Annotated in this window: 24 protein-coding genes; 8 read left to right on the top strand and 16 right to left on the bottom strand. The window is 63.1% G+C overall.

What is annotated here, in order from left to right; all coding sequences use genetic code 11:
- Nucleotides 1-6: 6 nt before the first annotated feature.
- The 11 genes from AC6H34_RS32565 to AC6H34_RS32515 form a co-directional block, all read right to left on the bottom strand.
- The gene (locus AC6H34_RS32565; RefSeq protein ID WP_497541812.1) at nt 7-381 is read right to left on the bottom strand and encodes a hypothetical protein; all 375 of its coding nucleotides are present in this window, start codon (nt 379-381) and stop codon (nt 7-9) included.
- Between the two features lie 25 nt (nt 382-406).
- On the bottom strand, nt 407-1,288 hold the full coding sequence (locus AC6H34_RS32560; RefSeq protein ID WP_497541811.1) for an NmrA family NAD(P)-binding protein: 882 nt from the start codon (nt 1,286-1,288) through the stop codon (nt 407-409).
- A gap of 223 nt (nt 1,289-1,511) precedes the next feature.
- Nucleotides 1,512-2,423 (bottom strand): NAD-dependent epimerase/dehydratase family protein, encoded by a 912-nt coding sequence (locus AC6H34_RS32555; RefSeq protein WP_497541810.1) that lies wholly within the window; start codon nt 2,421-2,423, stop codon nt 1,512-1,514.
- 16 nt (nt 2,424-2,439) lie between these two features.
- On the bottom strand, nt 2,440-3,195 hold the full coding sequence (locus AC6H34_RS32550; RefSeq protein WP_497541809.1) for an SDR family NAD(P)-dependent oxidoreductase: 756 nt from the start codon (nt 3,193-3,195) through the stop codon (nt 2,440-2,442).
- Nucleotides 3,170-4,615 carry an amidase gene (locus AC6H34_RS32545; protein ID WP_497541808.1) on the bottom strand — a complete coding sequence of 482 codons (1,446 nt, stop codon included), beginning with the start codon at nt 4,613-4,615 and terminating at the stop codon, nt 3,170-3,172. The genes AC6H34_RS32550 and AC6H34_RS32545 overlap by 26 nt, the downstream gene beginning before the upstream one ends.
- Entirely contained in the window at nt 4,612-5,841 is a 1,230-nt protein-coding gene (locus tag AC6H34_RS32540; protein ID WP_497541807.1) for an FAD-dependent oxidoreductase, read from the bottom strand. Before AC6H34_RS32540 ends, AC6H34_RS32545 begins: the two co-directional genes overlap by 4 nt.
- Before the next feature lies 1 nt (nt 5,842).
- The gene (atzD, locus tag AC6H34_RS32535; RefSeq protein WP_497541806.1) at nt 5,843-6,937 is read right to left on the bottom strand and encodes a cyanuric acid amidohydrolase; all 1,095 of its coding nucleotides are present in this window, start codon (nt 6,935-6,937) and stop codon (nt 5,843-5,845) included.
- A 144-nt stretch (nt 6,938-7,081) separates the two neighbouring features.
- Nucleotides 7,082-7,891, bottom strand: coding sequence for an energy-coupling factor transporter transmembrane component T family protein (locus tag AC6H34_RS32530; RefSeq protein WP_497541805.1), 810 nt, complete (start codon nt 7,889-7,891; stop codon nt 7,082-7,084).
- Nucleotides 7,888-9,777, bottom strand: coding sequence for an ABC transporter ATP-binding protein (locus AC6H34_RS32525; RefSeq protein WP_497541804.1), 1,890 nt, complete (start codon nt 9,775-9,777; stop codon nt 7,888-7,890). Before AC6H34_RS32525 ends, AC6H34_RS32530 begins: the two co-directional genes overlap by 4 nt.
- A gap of 115 nt (nt 9,778-9,892) precedes the next feature.
- On the bottom strand, nt 9,893-10,516 hold the full coding sequence (locus tag AC6H34_RS32520) for an ECF transporter S component (RefSeq protein WP_497541803.1): 624 nt from the start codon (nt 10,514-10,516) through the stop codon (nt 9,893-9,895).
- A 338-nt stretch (nt 10,517-10,854) separates the two neighbouring features.
- Nucleotides 10,855-12,048, bottom strand: coding sequence for a pyridoxal-phosphate-dependent aminotransferase family protein (locus tag AC6H34_RS32515; protein ID WP_497541802.1), 1,194 nt, complete (start codon nt 12,046-12,048; stop codon nt 10,855-10,857).
- 256 nt (nt 12,049-12,304) lie between these two features.
- Between AC6H34_RS32515 and AC6H34_RS32510 the strand changes: the two genes are divergently transcribed.
- From AC6H34_RS32510 to AC6H34_RS32485, 6 genes are all read left to right on the top strand, one after another.
- Nucleotides 12,305-13,003: a GntR family transcriptional regulator gene (locus AC6H34_RS32510; RefSeq protein WP_497541801.1), complete on the top strand. Its 699-nt coding sequence runs from the start codon at nt 12,305-12,307 to the stop codon at nt 13,001-13,003.
- Between the two features lie 205 nt (nt 13,004-13,208).
- Nucleotides 13,209-14,324 (top strand): sugar ABC transporter substrate-binding protein, encoded by a 1,116-nt coding sequence (locus AC6H34_RS32505; protein ID WP_497541800.1) that lies wholly within the window; start codon nt 13,209-13,211, stop codon nt 14,322-14,324.
- A gap of 17 nt (nt 14,325-14,341) precedes the next feature.
- On the top strand, nt 14,342-15,883 hold the full coding sequence (locus tag AC6H34_RS32500; protein ID WP_497541799.1) for a sugar ABC transporter ATP-binding protein: 1,542 nt from the start codon (nt 14,342-14,344) through the stop codon (nt 15,881-15,883).
- 10 nt (nt 15,884-15,893) lie between these two features.
- Nucleotides 15,894-16,910, top strand: a complete 1,017-nt coding sequence (locus tag AC6H34_RS32495) for an ABC transporter permease (RefSeq protein WP_497541798.1) — start codon at nt 15,894-15,896, stop codon at nt 16,908-16,910.
- Nucleotides 16,911-16,949: 39 nt separating this feature from the next.
- Nucleotides 16,950-17,867, top strand: coding sequence for an allantoinase PuuE (locus tag AC6H34_RS32490; protein WP_497541797.1), 918 nt, complete (start codon nt 16,950-16,952; stop codon nt 17,865-17,867).
- Nucleotides 17,864-18,343: an ureidoglycolate lyase gene (locus AC6H34_RS32485; RefSeq protein WP_497541796.1), complete on the top strand. Its 480-nt coding sequence runs from the start codon at nt 17,864-17,866 to the stop codon at nt 18,341-18,343. Before AC6H34_RS32490 ends, AC6H34_RS32485 begins: the two co-directional genes overlap by 4 nt.
- Before the next feature lie 263 nt (nt 18,344-18,606).
- Here AC6H34_RS32485 and AC6H34_RS32480 read toward each other — a convergent pair whose 3' ends face one another.
- Together AC6H34_RS32480 and AC6H34_RS32475 are read right to left on the bottom strand one after the other, a co-directional pair.
- Nucleotides 18,607-19,050: a hypothetical protein gene (locus tag AC6H34_RS32480; RefSeq protein WP_497541795.1), complete on the bottom strand. Its 444-nt coding sequence runs from the start codon at nt 19,048-19,050 to the stop codon at nt 18,607-18,609.
- Between the two features lie 161 nt (nt 19,051-19,211).
- On the bottom strand, nt 19,212-20,618 hold the full coding sequence (locus AC6H34_RS32475) for an MFS transporter (RefSeq protein WP_497541794.1): 1,407 nt from the start codon (nt 20,616-20,618) through the stop codon (nt 19,212-19,214).
- Nucleotides 20,619-20,699: 81 nt separating this feature from the next.
- On the opposite strand from AC6H34_RS32475, the gene AC6H34_RS32470 reads away from it, so the two are divergent.
- Nucleotides 20,700-21,029, top strand: a complete 330-nt coding sequence (locus AC6H34_RS32470; RefSeq protein WP_497541793.1) for an ArsR/SmtB family transcription factor — start codon at nt 20,700-20,702, stop codon at nt 21,027-21,029.
- A gap of 278 nt (nt 21,030-21,307) precedes the next feature.
- Here AC6H34_RS32470 and AC6H34_RS32465 read toward each other — a convergent pair whose 3' ends face one another.
- Both AC6H34_RS32465 and AC6H34_RS32460 read right to left on the bottom strand, forming a co-directional pair.
- Nucleotides 21,308-22,075 carry an SDR family NAD(P)-dependent oxidoreductase gene (locus AC6H34_RS32465; protein ID WP_497541792.1) on the bottom strand — a complete coding sequence of 256 codons (768 nt, stop codon included), beginning with the start codon at nt 22,073-22,075 and terminating at the stop codon, nt 21,308-21,310.
- A gap of 65 nt (nt 22,076-22,140) precedes the next feature.
- On the bottom strand, nt 22,141-23,613 hold the full coding sequence (locus AC6H34_RS32460) for an amino acid permease (RefSeq protein WP_497541890.1): 1,473 nt from the start codon (nt 23,611-23,613) through the stop codon (nt 22,141-22,143).
- A gap of 239 nt (nt 23,614-23,852) precedes the next feature.
- Between AC6H34_RS32460 and AC6H34_RS32455 the strand changes: the two genes are divergently transcribed.
- A complete protein-coding gene (locus AC6H34_RS32455) occupies nt 23,853-24,719 on the top strand; it encodes a helix-turn-helix transcriptional regulator (protein ID WP_497541791.1) in 867 nt (288 codons plus the stop codon).
- Nucleotides 24,720-24,906: 187 nt separating this feature from the next.
- On the opposite strand, the gene AC6H34_RS32450 is transcribed toward AC6H34_RS32455, so the two are convergent.
- Nucleotides 24,907-25,392, bottom strand: coding sequence for a hypothetical protein (locus AC6H34_RS32450; protein WP_497541790.1), 486 nt, complete (start codon nt 25,390-25,392; stop codon nt 24,907-24,909).
- Nucleotides 25,393-25,576: the final 184 nt, after the last annotated feature.

The raw sequence follows: 25,576 nt of genomic DNA, 5'->3' as shown, positions 1-25,576 counted from the left end.
CTCGATTCAAAAGAAAAGGCTTTCGGGAAGCCGGGTCGAAAGCGTGTCCCGCAGAGACGTTGCCAGCGACAGGACAGAGCCAAGCGGACTCATGCGTACGCTCACGCGCGGCACCGACCCGTCGGGATTGTGATCGACGACGACAACCGCACTCAGATGTTCACCGCTCGTCAGAACGGCCTGGTATTCGAGAAACAGTCGAGAACCGACAGTCTGGAGAAACACAGGCGTCTGCGAGGCGTAGAAAGTCCCGACAGCGTCGACGGCAAGGCGGATGTCATCGCGTCCGACCACCGGCCCTCGGAGAACCGTGCTGATCAACTCGGCATCGACAGTCAGATCATCGAGGAAGGGGTGGCGCTGATCCTGGGTATTCGACATGATTTAACCCTCCGTTGGTTCGCGCTCACGCAAAAACAGCGCGATTCTGGGCGATAAACTGCTGGACGGAGAGGGCAGGCGTTCCGGTGATCTTCTCGACAGCATCGTTCGCGCCCGAAAACACACCGTCGCGGTAATTTTGAGCGACCTCGACAAGATGCTGGGTGAGGAAGGGCGGAAACTTGTAGACATTCTCCATCTTGCTGCGGAATTCGTCGATGGAGGTCGGCGCGTATTCGATCTTCACGCCGAGAACCTCGCTGATGGCGGCGGCGATCTCGGTGTGGTTCAGTTCAATCGGGCCGGTAAGCGTGTAGGTTTTGCCCCCATGGCCATCCGGGTGTGCCAAAATATGGGCGATGACACGGCCTTGGTCGTCGGTCGAGATCGGCGCATGACGGCCATTCTCGAACGGGAATTCGATTTTCTTCTTTGCCCAGATCTCCTTGGCGAAATGCGGATAGACGAGCCAGTCCGCAAAGAAGGTGGGACGCAGATGCGTCGTCGCCACGCCCGACCAGTCGAAGACCCGTTCGGAAACCCAGTGGTCCTGAGCGGCATGGCTCGCCGACTCGCGCTGGGCCGAGATTTGCGACATGTTGACGATTGCCGAGACGCCGGCTTCCTTTGCCGCCTGTGCGAAATACGCGGCCGCGCTAATGATGCCAGGTGCGATCGGATGCAGGAAATAGGCCGACGCAATGCCTTCCATCGCGGCCCTAATGTCATCGATATCCGTGAAATCGCCGACGGCGATATCGACACCGCGTTTCCTTAGGGCCGCGGCACGCTCGTCATCTGATCGCACATAAGCGCGCACCTGCTTGCCGAGCTTGACGAGTTCGTCGATCGCCGCACCACCGGTACGCCCAGTTGCACCGCTGACCAGAATGGTTGCTTCGCTCATGGACTGTTCCTTTCTCGTTCGGAAGTCTCATCTCCGAACCCAATATAAGAGCATATGCTCGTATATTCAAGAGAGCATATGCTCTTAAGATGCTGGCCCGCTCTCTTGCATGCGCTGCGCACTCCATCTGCTGTGGGGCGCGGTCGATTGCCCGAATACCTCGACGAGGCTGGTGGTGGCATTGCGTGGACGATGCGATCAACACCGCCGGAGGCGACCTGTATTATAGAGCAGCGTCTCCAGCCCTGATTGCATCACGGTAGGCAATCAGGCCGTCAGAGATAGGAAAGCGCGGCGTCCAGCCGAGGTCCTCTGCGGCGAGGGAGACATCGAATGTCGTCTGGACGTCCGGCACGTCGTCGGCCCCGGGAACCAGCCGTGCCTGCGCACCGCGAATGGCGCTTGCCGCCGCAGAGGCGATCTCGGGCATGGTAAGCGCCTCGCCCGAACCGATGTTGTACTCGCGATGCGGCAGTTGAGGCGCCTCCAGGGCGGCGATCATCGCCTCCGCAACGTCATCGACATAGACATAGTGATACACGAAGGACGGGTCGCACGGGATCTCGGTCGTCCCTCCTTTGCCGGCGTCGCGTATCAGGCTGTTGAGGTGGCAGTTAGCGCGGCGATAGGGACCATAGACCCTCCCGATGCGCAGGCTCACCCCCGACAATCCGTACTCCTCCCCGAAACCCTGGATGAGCTGCTCGCAGGCAACCTTGCTGGCGCCGTAGACCGAGGTCGGCCGCAGCGGCGTGGCCTCCGTTATGGTTGCTGGACCGACATTGCCGTACACGCTGATGGACGAGCAGAATACGAAGCGCCGCATGCCGAAAGCACGTGCAAGGTCGAGAAGCAGGGCCGTCGTGTCGATGTTGGCTGCCACCAGCTTCATCGGCTGGCCTTTGGCCATCATCGGTCCGGAGATCGCGCCGCAATGGATGATGGCATCGATGCTCTCGGCTCGGACCAGTTCCTCCAGTTGGGGACGCTCGTCGAGCGGCATCAGCCTCAGGTCCGGATCGGCGCGGCCGAAGGCGGTGATGTCGGTGGCGACGACGCCATGGCCTCGGCTGGCCAGCATCGGGCGAAGGGCCATGCCGATGAGACCGGCGCCCCCTGTCAGCAGAATCTTCATCGGCACACTTCTCCGTTCAAAGGGCCACCATGCCGCCGTCAACGCTGACATCGGCACCGGTGATGAAGGAGGAGCCGTTCGACACCAGGAACAGGATGGCCGCGGCGACCTCGGGCGACTGAGCGAAGCGGCCGATCGGGGTCAGGGGGAGGAATGCCGCACGCTGGGCCTCGGTGACATCGCGCTGAAGCCCCGTCATCGTCGTGCCGGGGGAAACCGAATTGATCTGGACGTTATGCGGCGCGTATTGGACGCCGGCCTGGCGCGTCAGCGCGAGTACCGCGCCCTTCGACGCGCAATAGGCCGCTGCGTCGCGCAGGCCGATATGGGCCGCCGTGGAGGCGACGTTGCAGATCTTGCCGCTCTTGCGAGCGACCATACCCGGCAGAACAGCACGCATACCCAGCCATACGCCCTTGGCATTGATATCGATGATACGGTCCCACACCTCCTCGGAGACGTCGGCGGCCGTATCGCCGGGCACCGCGATGCCGGCATTGTTGACGAGGATGTCGACCTGGCCGAGGCGTTTCACAACGTCTTCGACCAGACCGGTCCAGCCTGCGGCATCACGGACATCGAGTGTGACGCCGACGGCATTGCCGCCCTTCGCCTGGATTGCGGCTGCGGCCTCATCCGCTCCCTTCCAGTCCACGCAGACGACAGTGGCTCCGCCTTCCGCGAGGCCCTCCGCGGTAGCAAGGCCGATGCCGCTTCCGGCTCCCGTCACGATGGCGATCTGGCCGTCAAACTGCGGCGAGGGCGGGGTCATGTCTTTCATCCAGCTTTGCGAGAGGCGAGGGGTACAGGGCCGAAAAGGCCGGTGCACGTTCGATGAAGGCAAGAAGATCGCGGTCGCGACCATGTCCGGCCACGAGTTGCAGCCCAATGCCGCCCCCTTCCGCCGTCATGCCGACCGGTACCGTTACGGCCGGCAGGCCGGTCACGTTCATCCAGCCCGTGAACACGGCGTGGCCTCGTGGCCCGACCGGCCTGCCAGCGATCTCCGGGGGAAAGACCGCGTTCGCCGGCCAGGCCAAGGCCGCCGTTGCCGGGCAGAGGAGAAGATCATAAGTCGCTAAGAACTGCCCGGCTGCACGGCGGATGTCGGCAGCCGCCGCCAGGGCATCGAGCACCTGACCCGCCGTTATGGCCGCGCCATCACGCGCGACGGCCCTGGCGCTCGGATTGACGCGTTCCTCCCACTCCTCGAAATGGGCGAGATACCAGGCCACGCCGCTTTGCATGAGAGTGCCCCAGGCCCTGGCAGTGCGCTCCGCATCGAATGGTGCGTCGATGGTCTCGACGATCGCGCCGTCCTTCGCGAGGGCATCGGCGGCACGCTCGGCCTCGGCGGCGATCAAGGGATCGACGGGATTGTCCCCGATGGCCGGCATGAACGCGATGCGTGGCCTTGCCGGCAGGGGCGGCAATTCTACGCTGCTGGCCAGGGATCTGGCGTCTGCCGGATCAAAGACCTCCAGGACCGAGCGCAAAGCCTCCAGGTCGGCAGGAGAACGGCCGATGCCGCCGATCACCTCGAAATCGGCGAGGATCTGCGGAAAGCCGCCATGGCGCGGCACGTGGCCGATCGAGGGCTTGAGCGCGAACAATCCGCAATGGGCGGCAGGGCGTCGCAAGGAACCGCCGGCATCCGTCCCGACCGCGATCGGGCCGATGCCTGCCGCCACCGCCGCCGCGCCGCCGCCGGTGGAGCCTCCCGGGGTGCGACCAGGCGCCTGGGGATTGAACGTCGTGCCGAAAAGCAGGTTGCTCGTATAACCCTGGACGGTGAATTCCGGCACGTTGGTCTTGCCGAACAGGATCGCACCCGCCGCTCGCAGGCGGGCGACGGCGGGCTCGTCGTGATCGGGCACGAAATCGCGCAGCAGCAGGCTCCCCCATGTCGCCGGCAGGCCCTTCAGGTAGAGATTGTCCTTGATGCTGATCGGAACGCCATCGAGAGAGGAAAGCGGCTTGCCCTGCCGCCAGCGGAGCGTGGACTCGATCGCTGCCAGGCTCGCACCCTCGCGATCGACCGCGATGACGGCATTGATGATCGGATTCACCGCATCGAGCCTGTCGAACACCGACTGCATGGCGGCAGCGGGCGTGAAGGATCCGTTCCGATAGCCCGCAACCAGATCCGTCGCCGTCAACGACCAGAGCGGAGGCAGCGCGGATGTGCTCATGCCGGTTCTCCAACGGGCAATTCGAGGGGCAGTGGCACGTCGCGATAGAGCCTCGCGAGCTTGGCGAGGAAAGGTGGTTGGGTCTTGCGCAAGGTACCGGAAACCGGGTCGGCGCCGGCGAGCATGGTGTCGGTCGCATCGCGGGAGAATTCGACGACGAAACGCACGCGATCGGCCCGGCGTGCCTCGACGCGTTCGGAGATGTCGGCGAGGGGTGTGCCTCTGTCCAGGGCGGCCCGGATTTCTTCGATGACGACGCAGGCATCCTCGCAGGCCTGCGTGGCGCCCTGTCCAAGCGTGGGTACCATCGGATGGGCGCTGTCGCCGACAAGCAGGAAGCCACGTTCGCGGCCATACGCAACGCTTCCCTCCTGCAGCCTGGCCCAGTGGATACGGTCGGCATAGCGCTGGATCGCCTTGATGAGATAGCCGGCTTCGGGGGAGGGCTTGCCGGTCGCCGGCAGGTAGGCCTGTCCGAGGAAGGCGGACTGCTTCATCATGTCGGGAATGCCGCTGTCGGCGTCGATCGGGAAGGAGCCCGCGCAATAGATGAAGTCGCCGGGCACGCGAAAGGCGAGCAATCGATTGGCGCCATTGAACCACTGGCCGTAGTCGTCTATCGGGCAGTCCTCGCCGGCGGGAAAGAGGACGCGGTAGAGGCAAACGCCGAGAAAGAAAGGCGTTTCGGGCCCTCCGAGCACGAATTGGCGGATGAGCGAGTAGCGACCGTCCCCTGCGATCAGAAGATCGATATCCTCGATGCGCTCCTCCTTTTCGGAGAGACGGTCTTTCCAGACCACATAGGGTCGGCCGTTCTCGCGGCCGCAGCTGACGAGTTCGGAGGAAAAGCGCACGCGCCGGGCGATGGGCTGGCGCAGCAGCGCGTAGAGTTCGGCCCAGCGGATGCGAATCCCGGCATTGTCCGCGACGCTGGCCAGGTCCAGATTCATCAACTGGCGGCCATCGGTGAGGGAAACCTGCCAACCCCGCCAGGGCAGGGAGTTGGCGATGATGGTCTCCGCGCTTTCCGGCAGGTGGTGCCGAAGGCATTTCATGGCGTTGGGACCAATATTGAGCCCTGTGCCCGCCTCGGCATGATCGTCGGGGCCTACCCGCTCGATGCAGACAAGATCGATGTCGTCGCGCCCGGCAAGGCCGGCGGTAATCAGGCTGCCCGCTATGCCGGCACCGACGACGACGACACGCGGCTTCTTCCGGTCGGCCATGTCAGGCCTCCGCCTTTTGTGCAATCAGGGCGATCATGCCTCCGCCGTCCGGGCCCTGATGCTCGGCCCCGCCAGAGACGAACAAACCCGTGTCATTGAGAATGCTCGCGACAATGGCGCCGACGGCACCGCGGATATGGCGCTGCTCGTTGATATCGCCATCGTTGAGCATCGTGTGCGGCCGGCCACGCACGAGGCCATCGCGCTGGGCCTCGCATTTGACGAAGGCAGCCCTCACCCGTCCCGCATCGGCGATCTGGGGCGCGGCGGGAAAGCCGAGACGCTGCACCATGGCGTGAATGCTGCCGACGTCGAGCGCGTCATCCATCGTGGTATGCTCGATGGCGAGGGGCCCCGACCATTTCGAACTCATGCCGATGACGATGACTTCGTTGACATCGACCTCGACGCCGGCCGACATCGAGGCGACCGAGGAATAGAGCGAGAAGTCCTTGAGCACGTTTGCCTCGACCGCTTGTCCGGCAGGCACCTCGCCGAGGGCCTTGGCGACGCCGAGCGCGCAGGCGGCGCGGCCGAAGCTCATGAGCTTGCCGGGGTTGTCGGTGGCGGACGAACGGCCCGCGCGCTGGTCCGCGATGATATCGGCAAGTGTGAAGGCGGGGCCCTTGACCTGGACGAAATGGACGTCCTCGATCCGGGCTTCGGCTGCGGCAACCTCGACGGCTGCGGCGATGGCATCGATCTGCGCCTGGCGGCCGACATCGGCAGGGCGCATGGGAGGGGTGAAGGCGACCCCGATTGCCAACGCCTTGCCATCCGTCGCCGGTGCTTTGTCCCGCGCGACGGTGAACACGGTATAGTGCGGCGACAGCACGCCCTCCACGCCACCTGAGAATACGAAGGGCACCTGCTTGCGCACGGTCTCCGGTGACCGCCCGCTACGCTCGCCTATGAGGATCGACAGGCATAGCGTGAGGTAGCCGCGGGTGTAGTCGTTCACCAGGCCGTTGCCGTGAGTCTTGCCGATCACCGCAACGATGCTTGCGGGATCCACGATGCCGCCGTCTATCGCCTCCTTCAGGCCGGAGACATCGCTAGGATCCGCAAGGGTGAAACGGTGGACGTCGGCACGCACGGGAAACTCCAATATCAGATATGGTAGAAAGGGTTCGACGCCTGGCCCTGCTACGAGGGAGGCAAGGGGCTCTCCGATGGGCAAATGGATCGGCGGGCAGTGCCGGTAGCGGGGGCACCGGACTGGTACGAGGCGACCATTGCCTCAGGCCGACAGCACATAGAAGGAATGGACGTAGCCAAGACCGAGCGCTGCGTACCAGGCTATCACCAGCGCCAGCATCACCGTGCAGACCGCAATGCCGCTTGCAGACATGCGCGGTGCCTCCACGAAGGTGCGTTGCGGATAGGCTCCGAAAGCCCGGGCCTCCATCGACATCACCATCATCGAAGCCTTGCGCAGGCTGCCGACGAGGAGCGGCATGGCGTAGCGCTTGGTCTCCCCGATCCGCCCGGCGATACCCCGCTGGCGCACGACGCCCCGCACAGCTTGGGCTGCACGGATCGTTTTTATCTCCTCCTCGATGGTGGGTATGATGCGCAGGGCGATGAAGAAGGCGTAGGCGATGCGGTAGGGCACCCGCATCTGCGTCACGAGGGCAATGGCGAGCTCGCGCGGATCGGTCGTGCGGACGAAAACCAGCGAGGAGAGGATGATCGTGTAGATGCGCAGCGCCGAGGCCAGCGCGTAGTCCGCGCTTTCGATGTAGATCGGGTGGCCGAGGATGTGGAAGGCGACATGACTGCCGGGCAGCGTCAGCGTCTGGATCACCAGGAAGCTCATGCAGGCCAGACCGAACAGCCAGGTGCCCCGGAAGACTACGGAGAGCGGCAGTCGCGCCAGCACGAAGGCGGTGAAGAGCACCACGACGGTAATCACGATCTGGACCCAGGCGATATAGGCGCCGAAGGCCAGCAGGGAGATCGCCACCAGCCAGGCGAGCTTCGTGAGCGGATCGAGGCGGTGGAAGAAGGAGTTGCCGGCCCGGAACTGGAAGGCTGTCGAGCGATTCATGAGGATCTGCCTCCACTGCGTGCAAGGGCGTCCGCAAGGTCCGGCAGTGAGAGGGTCGGCCGTAGCGGGCTGTCGGGATGGCGGGCGGCGAGGGCCTTGCTGATCTCGTAGACGGGCGGCGTCAGCAGCCCCGCCTCGGAAATCAGCATGTCGTCGGCAAACATTGCTTCGGGCCGCCCGTCGAAGAGCAGCCTGCCGCCACTGATGACCAGGGTCCGATCGGCCCATTCGGCCACGAGGCGGACATCATGGGTGATCATCAGGATCGTCGTCCGGTAGCGTTCGCGCAACCTCGCCATCAGTCCCATCAACTGCTGGGCACGCTCGTGATCCTGTCCGATCGTCGGTTCATCGAGCACGAGGAGATGAGGCTCGAGCACCAGCATGGTGGCAACGCTCAGGCGCCTCCTCTCGCCGAGGCTCAGGCTGAAGGGCGAGCGATCGCGATAGCGCTTGAGATCGACGATATCGAGCACCTCGCCGACGCGTTCCTCGATGGCCTTGTCGGCATAATTCCGCACCTGCAGGCCATAGGCGATCTCGTCCCAGACCCGATCGGTGACGAACTGGTGATCCGGGTTCTGGAAGACATAGCCAATTTCACTGGAGATTTCGCGCGCACTGAGGTCTGCGACGTCCTTGCCCTCGAGCCGGATCGTGTCGCGAGGGGGCGGGTTGATATGCATCAGCAGGCGCGCGAGCGTGGTCTTGCCGGAGCCGTTGCGCCCGCAAAGCGCGACCATCTCGCCCTGCCCGAGGGTGAAGGAAATATCGCTGAGGATCGGCCGCTTCTTCTCATAGCTGAAATTGAGATTGCTCACCCTCACGAACGCTTGCCCCTCGTTGGCGGGGACTGGTGCGGGTGATGCCGGCAGCGCCAGCGCGGTCGTTCCGACATGGGGATCGGCAAAGGCGACCGCCTGTTCGACATTGAGGGGCATTGCGGCTGCATCGACGGGCGTGCCGAGACGATCGCCGAGTGCGAGCGCGAATTCGCACGCCTGGGGAAACCAGGCGCTGGTGGGAACGGTGGCGTTTTCTTCCGAATGGGTGGAGCGGCGCTGGGAGAAGGCCTCCCGTGGCGTCCCGTCGAAGACCACCGAGCCGCGATCCATCATCACCACGCGTGACACGCGGTCGGCGAGTTCGTCGACGCGGTGCTCGACCATCACGATGGTGGTGCCGACCTCGCGGTTGAGCCGCTCTAGGACGGCGAAGATCTCCGCCATGCCGGCCGGATCGAGATTGGCGGTCGGTTCGTCGAGCACGAGCAGGCGAGGGCGGGCGGCGAGCACCGCGGCAATGCTGACGCGCTGTTTCTGTCCGCCTGAGAGGTCGAAGATGGAACGGTCTCCGAAACCGTCGAGGCCGACGAAGGCGAGCGCCTCGAGCTGGCGCTCCAGGATCTCCTGTGCTGGCCGGCACAGGTTCTCGAGACCGAAGCAGATTTCGTCCCGCACCCTTGTATTGATGATCTGCGCCTCGGGATCCTGGAAGACCATGCCGACTTCGGTTGCGAAACTGGCGACCTTCGTCGACTGGATGGGTTTGCCATAGACGATGGCCTCACCTTCCAGGCGGCCCTTGAGCGTGTGGGGAATGGTGCCGTTCAGCAACTGGAGCAGGGTACTCTTGCCGCAGCCGCTAGGGCCGAGGATCAGTACGAACTCGCCGTCGCGCACGGTAAGGGAAACATCGCGCAGGACGTTCTCAGTCTCGCCCTCATAGGCGTAGGAAACGCCGCGGATATCGATGGCAGGACCGTCGGCGGACGGGGTGTCGATCCGAACTACGCTGGCATGGGCTTCCGCTGAAGGGCCCGACAGCGCCTGCATGCTGCGCAGGGCGGCATTCTCGGCCGGATGATCGGCGGCGACAAAAGCCATTGTCCGCGTTCCTTCCACCTGCGGGCGGATGGGACGATCCCTCCGCGAAATCGAATGGTTGCGGTTCGGTCCGCAGGGCAGGACCGAACCGCCGGGCCGTCGAGCCTCGAAGGGCTCAGGCCGGGGACCCCTGTGGGCGGGTCGATGATTCAGCGGAGGCAAGAGCCGTGCCGCGCAGGACGCCGGCGCGGGCCAGGGCGTGGGCGATCGGTTTGACGAGGATGATGGCATACACTGCGCCGCTGACTATGCGGATGGCCAGCGCGAGGAGGTTGTAGCTGATGCCCATGTCGCCAACCCCGAAGAAGTAGACCTCGGGGATCTGCTGGAGGATGGGGGCGAGAGCTCCCGACAGGGCCAGGACGGAAAGCGTCCATTTGCGATAGCCGTAGAAGGCGAAGCCGAGATCCGACATGAAGCCCTGCAGGAATCCCGCTCCAAGCACCATGATGCCGTTGGGATTGCCCGAAAGAACCTGCGCGACGCCGTTCATCGTCTCGGCAATGGTCGCTGCTCCAGGCTTGCGGATGATGTAGCCGCAGAGCGGGCCGGCGATATAGAAGCCGCCGCAGACCGCTGCGAAAGCCAGGAACCCGTAGCTGCCTGAGAAGGTCATGAACAGGCGGCCGAGCATGGCATTTGGGGTGCCGAGAACACCGTTGATCACGCCGATAATCGCCATGATGACGATTTCCATCAGCGTGAAGGCAACGAAGAATTTGCCATTCGACCGGTTCATGAAATAGGCGATTGCCGCCAAAACGATGCCTACGGCAGCAACTATTAAGTATAGAATGCCAACAGTCATAGGAAGATCCTCGCAGTTTGAAGAAAATACCAAACTGCAGGCCGCCATTACCTGTGTGGAGCGCGCGCCTGCGACGATTCGACCTCGACGGCGTGGGTTCCTGGGATTGAGCATTCATTGCTCGGGTCAGGGGCCGTCACGTCTTCTGTCCGATCGCAATTGAATAATGCATTCATTTTTTGGTTGCGGACAGTTGAAGTTGTCATCAAAGGGCAGGAAACATGCATAAATTTTATGCAGGCTCTCTTTTTGATCAGTTGGTAGCGACCTCATTCGGCGGCAAGGGCGCGGCCTTCCGTTCCGGCGGCGAGGCACGACATGGCCTTCTCGACGCCGCCCGGGCGGTAGGGGACGCCGCAGGCCGCGAGTCCCATCTCGATGGCGGCCAGTGTGCCCAGAATCATGGGATCGTTGAAATCGCCGAGATGTCCGATACGGAAGAGCCGGTCGGCGAGCCGCCCCAGCCCATTGCCGAGCGAGACCGAGGACCTCGCCAGGATCTCCGCGCGCAAACCATCGGCTGAGAAGCCCGATGGCAGGCGGACGGCGGTCAGGGAAGCCGACGCTTCGTTGACATCTGCCGCCTGGATCTCGAAACCCCAATGCTGGACGCAACGCTGCACAGCCTCCGCCATGCGCCGATGACGCCGGAAGACCGCTGGCAGTCCTTCGGCTTCCAGCAAATCGAGGGCCACCCGCAGTCCCTGGAGCAGATTGGTCGAGGGGGTATAGGGAAAGAAGCCATTCTGGTTGGCCGCCAGCATGTCGCTCCAGTCCCAGAAGGCGCGTGGCAGGCGTGCCGTCGAGGCGGCGGCGAGCGCCTTGGGGGAAACAGCGTTGAAGCTCAATCCCGGAGGCAGCATCAGGCCCTTCTGCGATCCTCCCACCGTCACGTCGACACCCCACTCGTCGTGGCGATAGTCGATCGAGCCGAGCGAGGAAATGGTATCGACCAGCAGCAGGGCGGGGTGCCCGGTGCTGTCGATGGCCTTGCGGACGGCGACGATGTCCGAAGTGACGCCGGTCGAAGTCTCGTTGTGGACGACGGCGATAGCCTTGATCGTGTGCTGTGGATCGGCGCGCAGTCTCTCCTCGATCGCGCCGGCATCGACGCCGGCCCGCCAGTCGCCCGGAAGGAGATCGACCTGGAGGCCGAGGCGCTGGGCCAGTTTGCACCAGAGGGTGGCGAAATGGCCCGTCTCCGCCATCAGCACGCGATCGCCGGGCGAGAGGGTGTTGACCAGCGCCGCCTCCCAGGCGCCGGTGCCGGAGGCAGGGTAGATGACCACGGGCTGCAAGGTCGCGAATACACTTCGTATCCGCTTGAGAACATCGAGGCCAAGTGCCTGGAATTCCGGCCCGCGGTGATCGATCGTCGGGCGCGCTATGGCGGCAAGCACGGGAAGGGGGGTGTTGGTAGGACCAGGAATCTGGAGGAAAGGACGTCCTGGAGCGCCATGCATGGGCAGTATTCCTTGAAAGCGCGCGCGGAATGGCCGGCGCCGAGCTGACACTATGAAGATATGAATAATGAATGCAATATTATGAATGGCATTTATATGGCGATTCAGATAGCTTCTCGTCGCTTTCCGGCGGTCGGCGTCGTCGCCATGAGATCATGGCTGGCAGCTTTCGTCCTTCGGTTGTGTTTCCGTATCGACATGTGCACTCTTGGAGCGCGGCACCTCGCCGCGTGCTTCTCAACTGGAACGGGCAGACATGACTTTCGCGCAGGCTCCTTCGACGATCAGCCGGCGTTACCTTCACGACGAGGTCGTGTCGCGCCTGCGCGAACTGATCGTATCCGGCGAACTCGAGCCCCGGTCGCGCGTGAACGAGGCCATGCTGTGCGCCCGCTTCGACATCTCCCGCACGCCGTTGCGCGAAGCCATCAAGCTGCTGGCGGCCGAAGGTCTGCTGGAACTGCTGCCCAACCGCGGAGCCCGCATTGCCGCCCTCTCTCCCGGGGAGATCGAGGAGGTACTGGAAGTGATCGGTGCGCTCGAGGGTGCGGCAGGGGAACTCGCCTGCAGCCGCATCACCGACGCTGAGGTCGAGGCGCTGGAAGTGTTGCAGGAGGAGATGGAGGCGGCGTGGCACCAGCAGGATCCGGTAGCCTATTTCGCCCTGAACAAGCAGATTCACGAGGCCATCATGCATGCCTCGCGCAATGCTGCCCTCCAGAGTGTCTATGCGACGATGTCGGGCCGCATTCAGCGGGCGCGTTATTCGGCCAGCAAGACCCCCGAGCAGTGGGCGGATGCGATCCAGGACCATGTCGAGATGCTGAAGCTCCTGCGCGCTCGTGACGGGGCGGCGCTCGGCTCCCTGATGCGCCGCCATCTGCGAAGCAAGAAACCGATCATATCGGCCGCCTTCGGCGAGAACGGGCTTGGGCGCCGGATGATCGAGGAATAGACGATCCGGCTCCGGCCGCCCGTTCCCTGCCGTCTCGCCGCCGAATTGGGCAACTGCCTACCGGGGCCGCCGTGAAAATCGGCAGGGCCTGTCTTGCCGTTGCGCTTCCTTCGCCGGCCCCCATGAAATCGAGCGTTTGAACGAAAACCGGTCTGGCACGTCTCTTGCTATCATGAATTCTGAATTCATTATGCAGGAGGTGTCGATGAACTACGCATCAGTTGTCCTCGCAACTGCCCTGACCGTGGGCGGACTCGGGATTTCGGTCGGAGCCTCAACGGCTAAGGCGGATGATCTGTCCTATTTCGAGAAGCAGCTCGAACCCTATCGGGCCAAGCCTTCCTTCGTCCCTCCGGGACCGGCCTTCGATGCCGCCGATTGCATGAAGGGCAAGTCGATCCTCAGTATTCCCGTCTCCAGCGCGAACCCCTTCACGGCCAATATCGAGAAGGCGATGCAGGCGGTTGCCAAGGAGGTAGGCTTCAAATTCACCACCTGGGAAAATCAGGGCCAGAGTTCCCAATGGGTCCAGGGCATGGATACGGCGCTGAACCAGAAGGTGGACTTGATCGACCTCCTTGCCGGCTCCGATCCCCGCGTGCTGGTGCCCCAGGTGAAGGCGGCCCAGGCTGCCAAGATCCCGGTCATCGCTTCGCACTACAATGGCGTCGAGCAGAGCAGCCAGGTCGCTACCTTTGCCGATGGCGACGTGCCGATCGACTACTTCAAGGCGGGAGCGCTTCTGGTCGACTGGGGCGTGGTGTCGACGAAGGGCAAGATGAACGCCCTCGTCCTCATTGCCAGCGGCCCGCTCTCGACCGATTCCATGGTCGCCGGCATCACGGCCGAACTCAAGCACTGCGACCAGTGCAAGACAAAGACGCTCAACTATACCGTTCCCGACTGGGGTACCCGCATCACCCCCGGCGTGCAGGCTGCCCTGCTTGCCGACCCCACCATCAACTACATCATCGTCATCTATGACAGCATGGCTCAGTTCGTGGTGCCGGCCGTCACAATCACCGGCGCACAGGACCGGGTGAAGATCGACGCCTTCAACGGCACGCCCTTCGTACTGGGCCTGGTGCAGAACGGGCAGGTGGAGATGGATATCGGCGAGAATCTCGACTGGATCGGCCATTCGGTCCTCGACTCCGAGATGCGCCGTGTCTGCGGGCTGCCGACCGTATCCGATCCCAAGATACCCTTCCTGATGTTCACCGCCGCCAACGCCAAGGATGCGGGGACGCCACCTCAGCTCTCGCAGGGCTATGGCGATGCCTATGTCAAGGGCTTCCGCGATCTGTGGAAGCTGAAGTGACCGGGCAGGGGAGGGCGGTGTCCCATCAGCAGGGACTGCCACTGGCCCTCCTGCTGACGGGCCTGTCGAAGACGTTCGGCGGCCAGCGCGCCCTCGACGGCGTCACGCTCGAAGTGGCGCAGGGCGAGGTGCATGGCCTGCTCGGGCAGAACGGTTCGGGCAAGTCGACCCTGATCAAGGTGCTGGCAGGTTTCCATGCTCCGGACCCCGGGGCTCGCCTCACTGTCTGCGGTGTCGATGTGCCCCTGCCGCTTGCGGCCGGTTCGTTCAGGCAGCACAGCATCAGTTTCGTTCACCAGCATCTCGGTCTCATCCCGACTTTGACGGTGCTGGAGAACATGCTGATCGGCAGGCTTGCCCAAAGTCGCTCCCTCGCCATCAACTGGTCCGGCGAGCGGCGGCGGGCGATCGCTCGTTTCGAAGCTTATGACGTCCCTCTCGATCCCGACGCAACCCTAGCCGATCTCTCGCCCGTTCAGCGTGCGCTGTTGGCCATCACGCGTGCTGCCGAGGAGATGCGGCAGGAGGGCGGTGCCGGCAATGGCCTGCTGGTGCTCGACGAGCCGACGCCGTTCCTGCCGCGCCGCGACGTCGACCAGTTGTTCCGCCTCGTTCGGGCCGTGGTGGCCGACGGCGCCAGCGTCATCTTCGTTTCGCACGATGTCGATGAGGTGCTGGAGATCACCGATCGCGCGACCATCCTGCGTGACGGGCGCGTGGCTGGGCGGCTGGTGACCGCGCAGTCCTCGAAGCAGGATTTCATCGAGGCCATCGTCGGACGGCGACTGGCCCTGGCGGAGCGCCCGGCGGCACCCATCGCCGGGGGAGCGCCGCAGTGCATCGTGGAGGGATTGTCGGGCGGTACGATCGAGGGCTTCGAACTCTCCGCCGCAGCCGGCGAGGTCGTTGGGCTCACGGGGCTGATCGGCTCGGGATATGACGAGATCCCCTATCTGCTTTACGGTGCCAGGCCTGCCCGCGGGACATTGCGGCTCGCGGGCAGGACAACGGATCTGTCCGCCTTCTCGCCGTACCTGGCCATGCGGCAGGCCATCGTGCTCATTCCCGGCGACCGCGCCAATGCCGGTGCCATCGGTGCTCTCCCCGTAGCCGACAACATGACGATGCCGGTGCTGCCGACCCGCTTTCGCCGCTGGATGCTCGATCGCGGCGACATGCTGCGCCTCGCGAGCGAACTAGGGCACCGCTTCGACATCCGTCCGCCGGATCCGCTCCTGCCCATCTCGGCACTGAGCGGCGGCAACCAGCAGAAGGTCCTGCTGGCCAAATGGCTGCAGCAATCGCCAAGTCTGGTGCTGCTCGACGAGCCGACGCAGGGTGTCGACATCGGCGCTCGCCAGACGGTGTTTCGTCATATCGCGGACGCCGCCGCAGCCGGAGCGACCGTCCTGTGCGCGAGCTCGGACTATGAGCAACTCGCCGCGATCTGCAGTCGGGTCCTGATCTTCTCCGGCGGGCGTGTGGTGGCAATGCTGGCCGGCGGGGAAATCACCAAGGAAGCGATAGCGGAGCGTTGTCTCGCCGGCGGCGTGGCTTGAGGAGGATGTGATGCCCAATACCGTCCAGACCGGAATGACACCCGGCAAGGAGGCACGTCCGAGCGGCGGCAGGGCAGGGCTGCTGCGCCGCGCCGAGCAGTTCGGCCTGATCGCCGTATGGCTCGCCATGATCGCCGTGTTCGGCTACCTGCAGCCGGACACCTTCCTCACCTGGTCCAACCTGTCGACCATCCTCGGCTCGCAGGCCGTGCTCGTCGTCGTGACGCTCGGACTTCTGATTCCGCTCACCGCGAATGATTTCGACCTGTCCATTGCCTACACGATGACCCTTTCGTCGATGCTCATCGCGGTGATGAATGTCAATCAGGGCATTGCCATCGGCTGGGCCATAGCGGCGGCGCTCGTGGCAGGCCTCGTGATCGGAGCGGTAAACGGCCTGCTGATCACGCTCTTCCGTATCCATTCGCTGATCGTGACATTGGGGGTGGGGACTTTCCTGCATGGCATCACGCTCTGGATGAGCGATTCAATGACCATCAGCGGTGTCTCGCCGGTCCTGATCAATGCGGTCATTGTGCAACGCCTCTTCGGCATCCCGCTGGAGTTCTATTATGCGATCGGCGTCGCGCTGATCATCTGGTACATGCTCGAATATACGGCGGTCGGCCGCCGCATCCTCTTCGTCGGGCGCGGTCGCGAAGTGGCGCGGCTCTCCGGAATCAACACCGACAGGGTGCGCGTGGGCTGCCTGATGGCGTCCGGTTTCCTGGGGGCGCTTGCCGGGGTGCTCTACACGGGCACCCAGGGCGCGGCAGACCCCGTTTCCGGCGTCTCATATCAGCTGCCGGCCTTTGCCGCCGCCTTCCTGGGCTCCACCTGCATCGTGCCGGGACGCTTCAATCCCTGGGGAACCACGGTGGCGGTCTATTTCCTGGTCACCGGCATCACCGGCCTCGTCTTCCTGGGCTTCAGCTCGTTCATCCAGGAGATGTTCTACGGAGGCGCGCTCGTCATCGCCGTGACGCTTTCCCAGCTCGTGCGCGGCCGCCAGGAACAGCAATTTTGATCATCAAACCCTTTAATCTGCAGCTTGCTGGAGGAAACGATGCCGCAATCGCTTGAACGCGACCTGATCGGATATGGCGCCAACCCGCCCAATCCCAACTGGCCGGGGGGCGCTCGTCTGGCTCTCAACTTCGTGCTCAACTACGAGGAGGGCTCCGAATACAGCATCGGTGACGGCGATGGCCTCAGCGATTCCGGCCTGGTGGAACTGCCGGGATCGCCCGTGCCCCGTGGCGAGCGCGATCTCGCAGCGGAGTCGATGTTCGAATACGGCAGCCGGGTGGGTTTCTGGCGCCTGATGCGCATCTTCGCCGAGCGCGATCTGCCGATGACCGTCTATGCCTGTGCCCTGGCGCTGGAACGCAATCCGGCCGCAACCGCGGCAATCCGCGCCGCCGGTCATGACATCTGCTGCCACGGCTGGCGCTGGATCGAGCATTTCAAGCTGACGGAAGAGCAGGAACGCGACCATATCCGCATGGCCATCGAAAGCCTCAAGCGCACCATGGGCGAGAGGCCGCTGGGGTGGTACTGCCGATACGGCTCGGGGGTGAACACCCGGCGGCTGCTGATGGAGGAGGGCGGCTTTCTCTATGACAGCGACAGCTACAATGACGAATTGCCCTATTACGTCCTGGCCGAGGGGCGTCCCCAGCTCGTCATTCCCTACACGCTGACCAACAACGACCTGAAATGGGGTACGGCCAATTTCGGCACCGGCGAGGACTTCTTCACCTATCTGCGCGAGAGCTTCGACGTGCTCTACGATGAGGGCCGCATGGCGCCCAAGATGATGAATGTCGGCATGCATATGCGCCTGCTCGGCCACCCGGGCCGTGCCTCCGGCCTCATGCGCTTCCTGGATTACGTGAAGTCCAAGCAGGATGTCTGGGTCTGCAGACGGATCGAGATCGCACGTCACTGGCTGGCGGAGCATCCCTTCAAGGAGGTAGCATGATGCGCAGCATCCATATCGAGCCGATCACAGCCGAGGCGTTCGCGCCATACGGTCAGTTGCTGCTAGCCCCTGCCACCGGCGGACCGCGCTTCGAACTCATCCAGGAACTGCAAAATCTGCGCTCGGCGGCCAGGCCCCGGCTCAGCCTGGCGGCGGTCGCGCCCAAGGTCTTGCCGCTCACGGTCATTCAGATGGAGAGACACAAATTCTCTTCGCAGGCCTTCGTACCCTATGACTGCGCCGGCTACCTCATCCTGGTCGCGCCGCATGGCGTGGAAGGCATGCCCGATATCGATAGGCTCCGAGCCTTCCATGTACCCGGCGATATCGGCGTGAACTATCGCGCGGATACCTGGCACCACCCCCTGACGGCGCTTGAAAGCCCGGCGCGCTTCGTGGTGCTCACCTTTATCGAGGGCACACAAACCGATGAGGAATTCGTTTCCCTGAACGAACCGATCAGCATCATCGGCTGAAGCCGTGCGCCTTGAGATAATCGTTCAGGGTCCGCCTGCAGCGTACCAGGCGGACCGGCGCTTGTTCCGACTTCGGTCAAGCTCGCTGGAATGGTGCTTGCGCCCAGCAACACCGAGAACTTTGGACTTCCGGCCGCACATTTGACATTTGCGAGGTGAGACCCCCAGCAAAATGCTGTCAGCATGAATACTCATCGCCGGCGAACTGGCTTGAAGGAAATGCCCGCCTGCAAGCATGCCCCCTAAATATCAGGCGAGAACCGCTACTTCACGGTGATCGCAAGACCGGTGATATCGACGTTCACCTGCAAACCGACCTGCTTGCCCGTGAGTTCGAGTTGGGCTCCTTTGCCATTGGTCATGACAATCACCTGGGCCCCTTTGCCCAGCGCGCCCCCTCCACCCGCGGCACCGTAGACCCCCGTCACATCCCGCACGCTGCGAATGTGGCGGACAGTGCCCTGGAAGTAGGTCTTGGAGGCCCCGAAGGCGAGGCCGCCCGAGACACCCCCGATAGAGATGGGATAGCGGCGACCATGGAAGCTCAGGGTGCCCTCGCCTCCGGAGCCACCCACGAAGAAGGCAGCCTTGTAAACGGAGAAGCGGATCGTGCCGCTGTCCGCATGCGCGGTACCGGCAACGCTGATGCCCGCGGCAGCAATGACCGCAGCAGCTCCAATTGAACGAACTCTCGATGAAATATTCATGATGCGAGTCTCTTAAAATCGCCGCTACCCAGCCACCCGGGCATTCGGCGTTGTATCAAAGTTACAGCTCAACGGTCTCGCCGGTCATTGGTTCCGAGCGCGCGGCGCAAATCAGGTTTAGGGTGGTTAGGCACCCAATGCAATTTGTCGAGGCTGCCCGCTCATCCTGCAATGTTCCGGCTCAACCGGTTGTGCTTCCCGACGGATGTGGCAGCGACAGCAAGTGCGATCAGCAGGCAGAGGGTACTGAGTATCATCGACAATCTCATACCCGCCACGGAAGGGCCGATGACACCAAAGACGGCGACACCGACTGCGCCGCCGGTCTGGCGCAGAGCATTGAACGCGCCGGCGGCAATACCGGCCCTGGTGCGGTCCACCGTCTCCATCATGGCAGCGGTGAGAGGTGGAATGGCCAGCGCCGTCCCCGCGCCAATCAGCATCAAGGTCCACCACAGGTCGGCATAGGTCGCACGCGCCGCCACGATCAGGGCAAACAGGCCGTAGCCCGTCATGCTGATCACCAGACCGATGAGGATCGGGGGACGATGGCCCCAACGCTGGGCGATGCGCCCTGACAGGATGTTGGTCAGGCCGATCAGGCCCATCATCGGCACGAAGGCAAGGCCGGCGAGGAGGACCGGCATACCGAGTGCGCTCTGGAAGTAGAGGCTTAGCAGGAAGGTGGCACCATAGAAGCTGAAATTCATCCAGAACCCGACGAACACCACCGCCGAGAAGGTCGGATTGCGAAACAGGCTGAGCGGCAGCATCGGATCGGGCGTACGCGTCTCGGCGATAAGGAACAGCAAGCCGCTCGCAATACCGATGGCGATGCCCGTCAGCACGACAGGTGCATTCCACCCGAGTGGCGTGCCCTCGATGATGACCGCGGTGACCGTGACGAGGAAGAGCATCGCCAGTCCCTGGCCGGGGAGGTCGAGCGAGCCACTGCGCTGCCCCTCTGTCTCCAGCGTAAACTGGGTTGCGAGCCAAATGGCGATGGCACCGATCGGGAGGTTGACGAGGAAGATGCTGCGCCAGCCAAATGCCGCGACGAGCAGCCCGCCGACGACGGGTCCCGCCGCCAGCGCCAGTCCCCCGGCTGATCCCCAGATACCGATGGCGCGGGCACGCTCGCCTGGAATCGGATAGCTGTGGGTCAACAAGGCAAGCGAGCAGGGCAGCAGCAGTGCCGCGCCGATGCCCTGCACCACGCGGGCGAAGACGAGGATGCCAGCCGTCGGAGCAAGCCCACAGGCCAGCGAGGCCAGTGTGAAGAGAGCGACACCGAAGACGAAGATGCGCCGGATTCCGAAAAGGTCGCCAAGACGTCCGGCCGTGAGCTGGAGGCTGGCAAAAGCGAGCGTGTAACCGTTCACCACCCATTGCAGTGCCGAAACGTTCGGCCCCGCCAGATCGTGCATCCGCTCGAGCGCGACATTGACGATGGCAACGTCCAACTGCACCACCCCCACGCCGAGACTCATGGCGATGAGGCCGAGGGTCCTACGCTTCGAGGGGACTGACGCAAGCCCTTCCTCAACGCGAGACGACGCGTTTGTCATGAGGTCACTACCCATGGTACGATGATCATCGAACCTTAGAACCATAGAAGGTACGACGCAAGACATACCTTCGGAGCCGGAATGACCGACCAAGCACTGTCCGACAACAGGGACGAGATGAGCCTCGATCAGGTCCTGCAGGCCCTCGCCGACCCCCTGCGGCGTCAAGTGATCGCTGAACTGGCGCGAGATCCGAGCGGGACGGAGCGCCTATGCGTATCCTTTTGCCTGCCGGTGACCAAAGCCACACGCACCCATCACTTTCGTATCCTGCGTGAGGCCGGGCTCATTCATCAGGTCGATCGCGGCAACAGCCGCCCGATCAGCCTGAGGCGTGACGAGATCGAAACGCGGTTCCCTGGCCTGCTCGCTCTGATCGTCGCCGAGGAGGCAAAAACGATCGATCCCTGAAGCGCCTCACGAAGGGAGGACGCGCCTCTCATCGTGCTTCAGCGAGGCCATGAGAGCCGACCTCGCCGAATTCCCCCTGTCTTTGTGCGAACTCAGAAGAGCAAGTTGCACCTAGGCCACCGGAAGGCGACCTGGCCGCGAAACGAGACAGGGCCAGCATTGCGGCTTGGGCCACGCCGGAAGCATGCCTTCGACACCGCGAAGAGACCGCGCGAGATGAAGCCAGCGTCCGGCCCGGTGACTTCCGAGACCTCTGTCCGGTATACCAGCCGCTCAGGTCATACCGCGGTAAAGCCATTATCGACGAAGAGATGAGCGCCGTTGACGAAGCTGGCCTCATCGCTGGCAAGGAAAAGCGCCGCCTTTGCCACCTCTTCCGGTTCACAGATGCGGCCTTGCTGGCTGGCCAGGGCCTCGGGCGATACGTCGACGCCATAGCGGCCAAGCTGATCGAGTTCGCGTTGCCCGTGGGGCGTACGAACGAAGCCGGGGCAGACCGCATTGCAACGGACGTTGCGATCCCTGAACTCAACGGCAATCGCCCGGGCAAACATATGACACGCGCCTTTGGTCGTGTCGTAGAGCACTTCCATGGGCGTCGCGGCAACAGCCGAGATCGAGGAGGTGCACACGATGGATCCGCCGCCTGCAGCGATCATGTGAGGCAGAACGGCCTTTGTCATCAGAAACATGCTGCGCACATTGATGGCCATGAGGCGTTCCCATTCCTCGAGGGTTGTCTCCAGAAAGGGTTTGATCACGATCGAGCCCGCATGATTGAAGAGCACGGTGATGGCGCCATACTGCTCGACAACGGATGCGACCGCCGCCTCGACCGCTTCCGGCTCCGAGACATCGGCCTCCACGAACAGGGCCGTGCCTCCCGACGCGTTGATTGCCGCAGCCGTTGCCCGTCCATCGCCCGCGTTCCGGTCGATGATGGCAACCTTTGCACCTTCCTTGGCAAACAGGCCTGCCGCCGCAGCGCCCATTCCGGTCGCACCGCCCGAGACAAGCGCAATCTTTCCGTCCAAACGTCCGGTCATGGAAGTCAATCCTTGGATGGGGAGGATACCGGCGGCCGATGGATCGCCGGTATCCGGGGAAATACTCAGGGTTGCGTAGCTTCGCCGACGGCCTTCTCCGCCTGGGCGATGTCGCGCTGACGCCGTGCGATCTCGTCGCCGATCGGAGGGCCGCGGAAACGGCGGCGTTCGAAGCCGAACCAGACGAGACCGGTCAACACCAGGAAGGCGGCGGTGATCCAGAGAGCCGGGTCATTGGGAGGCTGCACGCCGATGATGAAGATGAGAATCATGCTCAGGATAGAAAGAACCGCAAAGACGCGAAAGCCATTGCCGATGTTCCAGGGCCCCATCTGGGTCCAGCGCCGCCCATAGGCGACAAGACCGAGTGTGATGGGCACCGTGAAGCACAGGAACAGAAAGATCACCGTGACCGAGACGATCGTGGTGTAGAGCGGCGTGTAGGCCGTGAAGAGAATAGCCAGGACCGAGCCGACCCAGATCGCGCTCACCGGGGTCCGAAAGCGAGGGCTCACCCGCTTGAGAACCGACGATGCCGGCAATCCGCCGTCGCGTGCGAAGGCGAAGATCATGCGCGAAACGGAGGTGACCGTGGCCAGCCCACATAGATACTGGGCCGCAGTGATAATCACGTAGAGTGCCATCTTCACGCCCGCCGGCATGACCTGGTCCATCGTCCAGAAGAAGACGTTCCAGCCTTGGGCGGCCGCCTTGTTCATGTCGGGAATGGCGAGCACGACCGCGCTCAGGAAAACCCAGCCGAACAGTGCGGACCAGACGACCGAACTCACCATCGCTCGCGGCACGTTCACCGCTGCCATGCGGGTTTCCTCGGAGGTGTGAGCGGAAGCATCGTAGCCGGTGATGGTGTAGATCGGCAGCAGAAGGCCGAGAAGGAACAGGAAGGGCACACTGCTCGTCTGAGGCCAGACGCCGCCGCCCGCATCACCGCTGTAGTTGTGGAACGTCCACAGGCGGGACCATTCGTAATGCGGCGCATAGACCAGGCAGGCAGCTGTTAGGGCAATGGAGCCGAAGAAGATGAGATAGCCGCTGAAATTGGTCAGGACGCTCGTGAGGCGAATTCCCAGGTGGTTGATCAGCGCCTGGCTGGCCGTAATCACGACCATGAAGACCAATTGCTCGGTATAGGTGTTGCTGAGCCCGAGCGCCGGGCCGAAAGCGCCATAGAAAAACGTCCAGGTGCCAACGTTGATGGCGCCTAGCACGGTGACGAGGCCGATGAGATTGAGCCAGGCCGTCAGCCAGCCGGAGCCACGATTACCAAGGATCGAGCCCCAGTGGTATAGGCCGCCCGCGGTCGGATAGGCGGACGCAATCTGCGCCATGGCGACGGCGAACACGCCCGAAATAAACGCGCCCAGCGGCCACCCGATACCAATCGCGGCGCCACCGGCGCCACTGATTCCCTGTGCCAGCGAATTGATGCCGCCGGATAGGATACAAATGATCGAGAAGCTGATCGCGAAGTTCGAGAACCTGCTCATCCTCCGTTCGAGTTCCTGAGCATAGCCCATGCCGTGGAGTATCTTGACGTCGCTTTGCTTGTCCGTTTCAGAATAGCCTGGGGTGATCGAATTCGCGGGCTGTTCCACGATCTTCTCCTCAATCTGGATTTGCGGTGCCGATATTTGTCGCCAGGAGGCCCCGAGCCGGAACAGGATGGCGCTTCAGCTTTCCAGCGGCCATCATGTGCACTTTCGCGGGACGAGGTTAATGTCCCAAAGGGGCTAGAGCTGCCTGCCAGACGGGGGCCTTGGGAAGTCGAGAAATGTCTATGAAAGCTGGAATTGAAGGAGCAGCTTCGATCGACTGGCTTCAGCGAGCGGCGCGCTGGCATCAGGAAGCTGGCGATCTGCTCGCAAATGTTGCGATGCCGGGACTGCCAAAGCTCCTCGATGAAGCGCTGGATCGCCTGGTGGGATTTGATCTGACCGTATGCTTTGCCTACCCGAAGGATGCTCGGCCGATATTTCTTCACGACGGATTTCGGGGAAGGGCTCCGGGTGAGGCGCTCGAAAACTATCTCAATGGCGCCTATCTGCTCGACCCCTTTTACACAGCGTGCGCCGGAGCGGTCCCGGACGGCCTATATCGCATGAAGGAGTTCGCCCCGGACAACTTCTTCGAAGGCGAGTACGTCAACTCCTGGGAAGTCCATCCTTGTATTTCGATGGAGTCTGGATCGCTCGCCGAGGAGATCGGCTATCTGGTTCGGCTCTCCGCGGGGACGAGGGCGATTTTCTCCCTCATGCGTTCCAATGGCACCGAGCCTTTCAGCAGGGAAGAGTTCGGTGTTCTGCAACTCGTGGAGCCGGTGGTGCGGCAGATCATCCGCCTGCACTGGGATGGCGTTCCCATGGCAGATGTCGGAAGGGACATCGGACGTCGCGGAGACGTCATGGAACTTGCCTTCGAGCGCTTCGGAGCAGCGTTGTTGTCGCGCCGCGAGCAGATGATCGTGCAGCTCATCCTGCGCGGCCACTCTGCCGGCTCAATAGCTTCGATCTTGGAGATCGCGGAAGGCACGGTGAAAAATCACCGTAAGAGCATCTACGCGAAGCTCGGCATCGTCAGCCAGCAGGAACTGTTCTCGCAATTCATGCGGCACGTCCTCGCGTAGCTGGAAGGGAAGACGTCGGTCTTTCCTTCGGATAGGTCCGTTCTCGGGCGGCGCCGACGACCGCGTTGGCCGAAGCGCCAAAACGGCAAAGCTGGGACCCCGGGCAATCGCCTGCATGGGACAGGCGAGGATCGGGCCGGGTGGCTGGAGATCATCCCGTCTAGTTCCAGGCGTCATTCCCCGGCGATCATGGCTCAGGGCTCAACAGGACGCAGAACCCCTCCCAGTGCTGTCTCGGGGCCGCCTGGCTTTCGACAATCACGTTGATACGGCGCTTTCTCGTCGGCTTGTCGAAGCTGAAGACATAATCGTCCGTGCTCCAGGTCCCGGAGTCGATGGTAACCGCCGAAGTCTTCTTCCCCATCAACAGCTGTGTGCCGTCCTCTGTTGTGCTCCAGTCTGCCTTGGTGGTGAAAAGGATCTCCTCAAGACCATCGACGCTGCACATCGTCCAGTTGATGCGCCGGCTCCTCTTTGGTGTCGGCGCGGGCGTATCTGCATCCTGCTTCCCTAGTTTCTCCAGCGTCTCCCGCTGCTGCTTGAGACACACGGACTGCATTTCGTAGTCGTCGAGCCAGCGCGAGGAACACATCTGGGCGAGCTTCGGCTGGACCTGGGCCACTGCCGGCACAGTGCCGCCGACCAATGCCGCCGCGAACAGGTATTTCAGCACTACTTCCTCCTCCAGGGCGCACCCCGTTTTCCAAAGACGCGCCGTGATTGGACAATGGGGATCGTTATAGTCGGTGATGTCTTGCTCGTGGAAGCGATCCTCGAGGTTGGTTTCGACCGGCCCCCTTGTCCTCATCGAGCTTCACGCCGGAATTCACGTGGCTGCCGACCCTCATGGTCTCCCG

It is taken from the genome of Labrys sp. ALF-8 (genome assembly GCF_059699065.1).
The sequence above is the reverse complement of the archived record's forward strand: the minus strand, read 5'-3'. Positions and strand labels throughout refer to the sequence as shown.

Coding starts and splice junctions, on each gene's coding strand:
- AC6H34_RS32565 (WP_497541812.1), bottom strand. CDS start 381: ATGTCGAATACCCAGGATCAGCGCCACCCCTTCCTCGATGATCTGACT.
- AC6H34_RS32560 (WP_497541811.1), bottom strand. CDS start 1,288: ATGAGCGAAGCAACCATTCTGGTCAGCGGTGCAACTGGGCGTACCGGT.
- AC6H34_RS32555 (WP_497541810.1), bottom strand. CDS start 2,423: ATGAAGATTCTGCTGACAGGGGGCGCCGGTCTCATCGGCATGGCCCTT.
- AC6H34_RS32550 (WP_497541809.1), bottom strand. CDS start 3,195: ATGACCCCGCCCTCGCCGCAGTTTGACGGCCAGATCGCCATCGTGACG.
- AC6H34_RS32545 (WP_497541808.1), bottom strand. CDS start 4,615: ATGAGCACATCCGCGCTGCCTCCGCTCTGGTCGTTGACGGCGACGGAT.
- AC6H34_RS32540 (WP_497541807.1), bottom strand. CDS start 5,841: ATGGCCGACCGGAAGAAGCCGCGTGTCGTCGTCGTCGGTGCCGGCATA.
- AC6H34_RS32530 (WP_497541805.1), bottom strand. CDS start 7,891: ATGAATCGCTCGACAGCCTTCCAGTTCCGGGCCGGCAACTCCTTCTTC.
- AC6H34_RS32525 (WP_497541804.1), bottom strand. CDS start 9,777: ATGGCTTTTGTCGCCGCCGATCATCCGGCCGAGAATGCCGCCCTGCGC.
- AC6H34_RS32520 (WP_497541803.1), bottom strand. CDS start 10,516: ATGAACCGGTCGAATGGCAAATTCTTCGTTGCCTTCACGCTGATGGAA.
- AC6H34_RS32515 (WP_497541802.1), bottom strand. CDS start 12,048: ATGCATGGCGCTCCAGGACGTCCTTTCCTCCAGATTCCTGGTCCTACC.
- AC6H34_RS32510 (WP_497541801.1), top strand. CDS start 12,305: ATGACTTTCGCGCAGGCTCCTTCGACGATCAGCCGGCGTTACCTTCAC.
- AC6H34_RS32505 (WP_497541800.1), top strand. CDS start 13,209: ATGAACTACGCATCAGTTGTCCTCGCAACTGCCCTGACCGTGGGCGGA.
- AC6H34_RS32495 (WP_497541798.1), top strand. CDS start 15,894: ATGCCCAATACCGTCCAGACCGGAATGACACCCGGCAAGGAGGCACGT.
- AC6H34_RS32490 (WP_497541797.1), top strand. CDS start 16,950: ATGCCGCAATCGCTTGAACGCGACCTGATCGGATATGGCGCCAACCCG.
- AC6H34_RS32485 (WP_497541796.1), top strand. CDS start 17,864: ATGATGCGCAGCATCCATATCGAGCCGATCACAGCCGAGGCGTTCGCG.
- AC6H34_RS32480 (WP_497541795.1), bottom strand. CDS start 19,050: ATGAATATTTCATCGAGAGTTCGTTCAATTGGAGCTGCTGCGGTCATT.
- AC6H34_RS32475 (WP_497541794.1), bottom strand. CDS start 20,618: ATGACAAACGCGTCGTCTCGCGTTGAGGAAGGGCTTGCGTCAGTCCCC.
- AC6H34_RS32470 (WP_497541793.1), top strand. CDS start 20,700: ATGACCGACCAAGCACTGTCCGACAACAGGGACGAGATGAGCCTCGAT.
- AC6H34_RS32465 (WP_497541792.1), bottom strand. CDS start 22,075: ATGACCGGACGTTTGGACGGAAAGATTGCGCTTGTCTCGGGCGGTGCG.
- AC6H34_RS32460 (WP_497541890.1), bottom strand. CDS start 23,613: ATGGGCTATGCTCAGGAACTCGAACGGAGGATGAGCAGGTTCTCGAAC.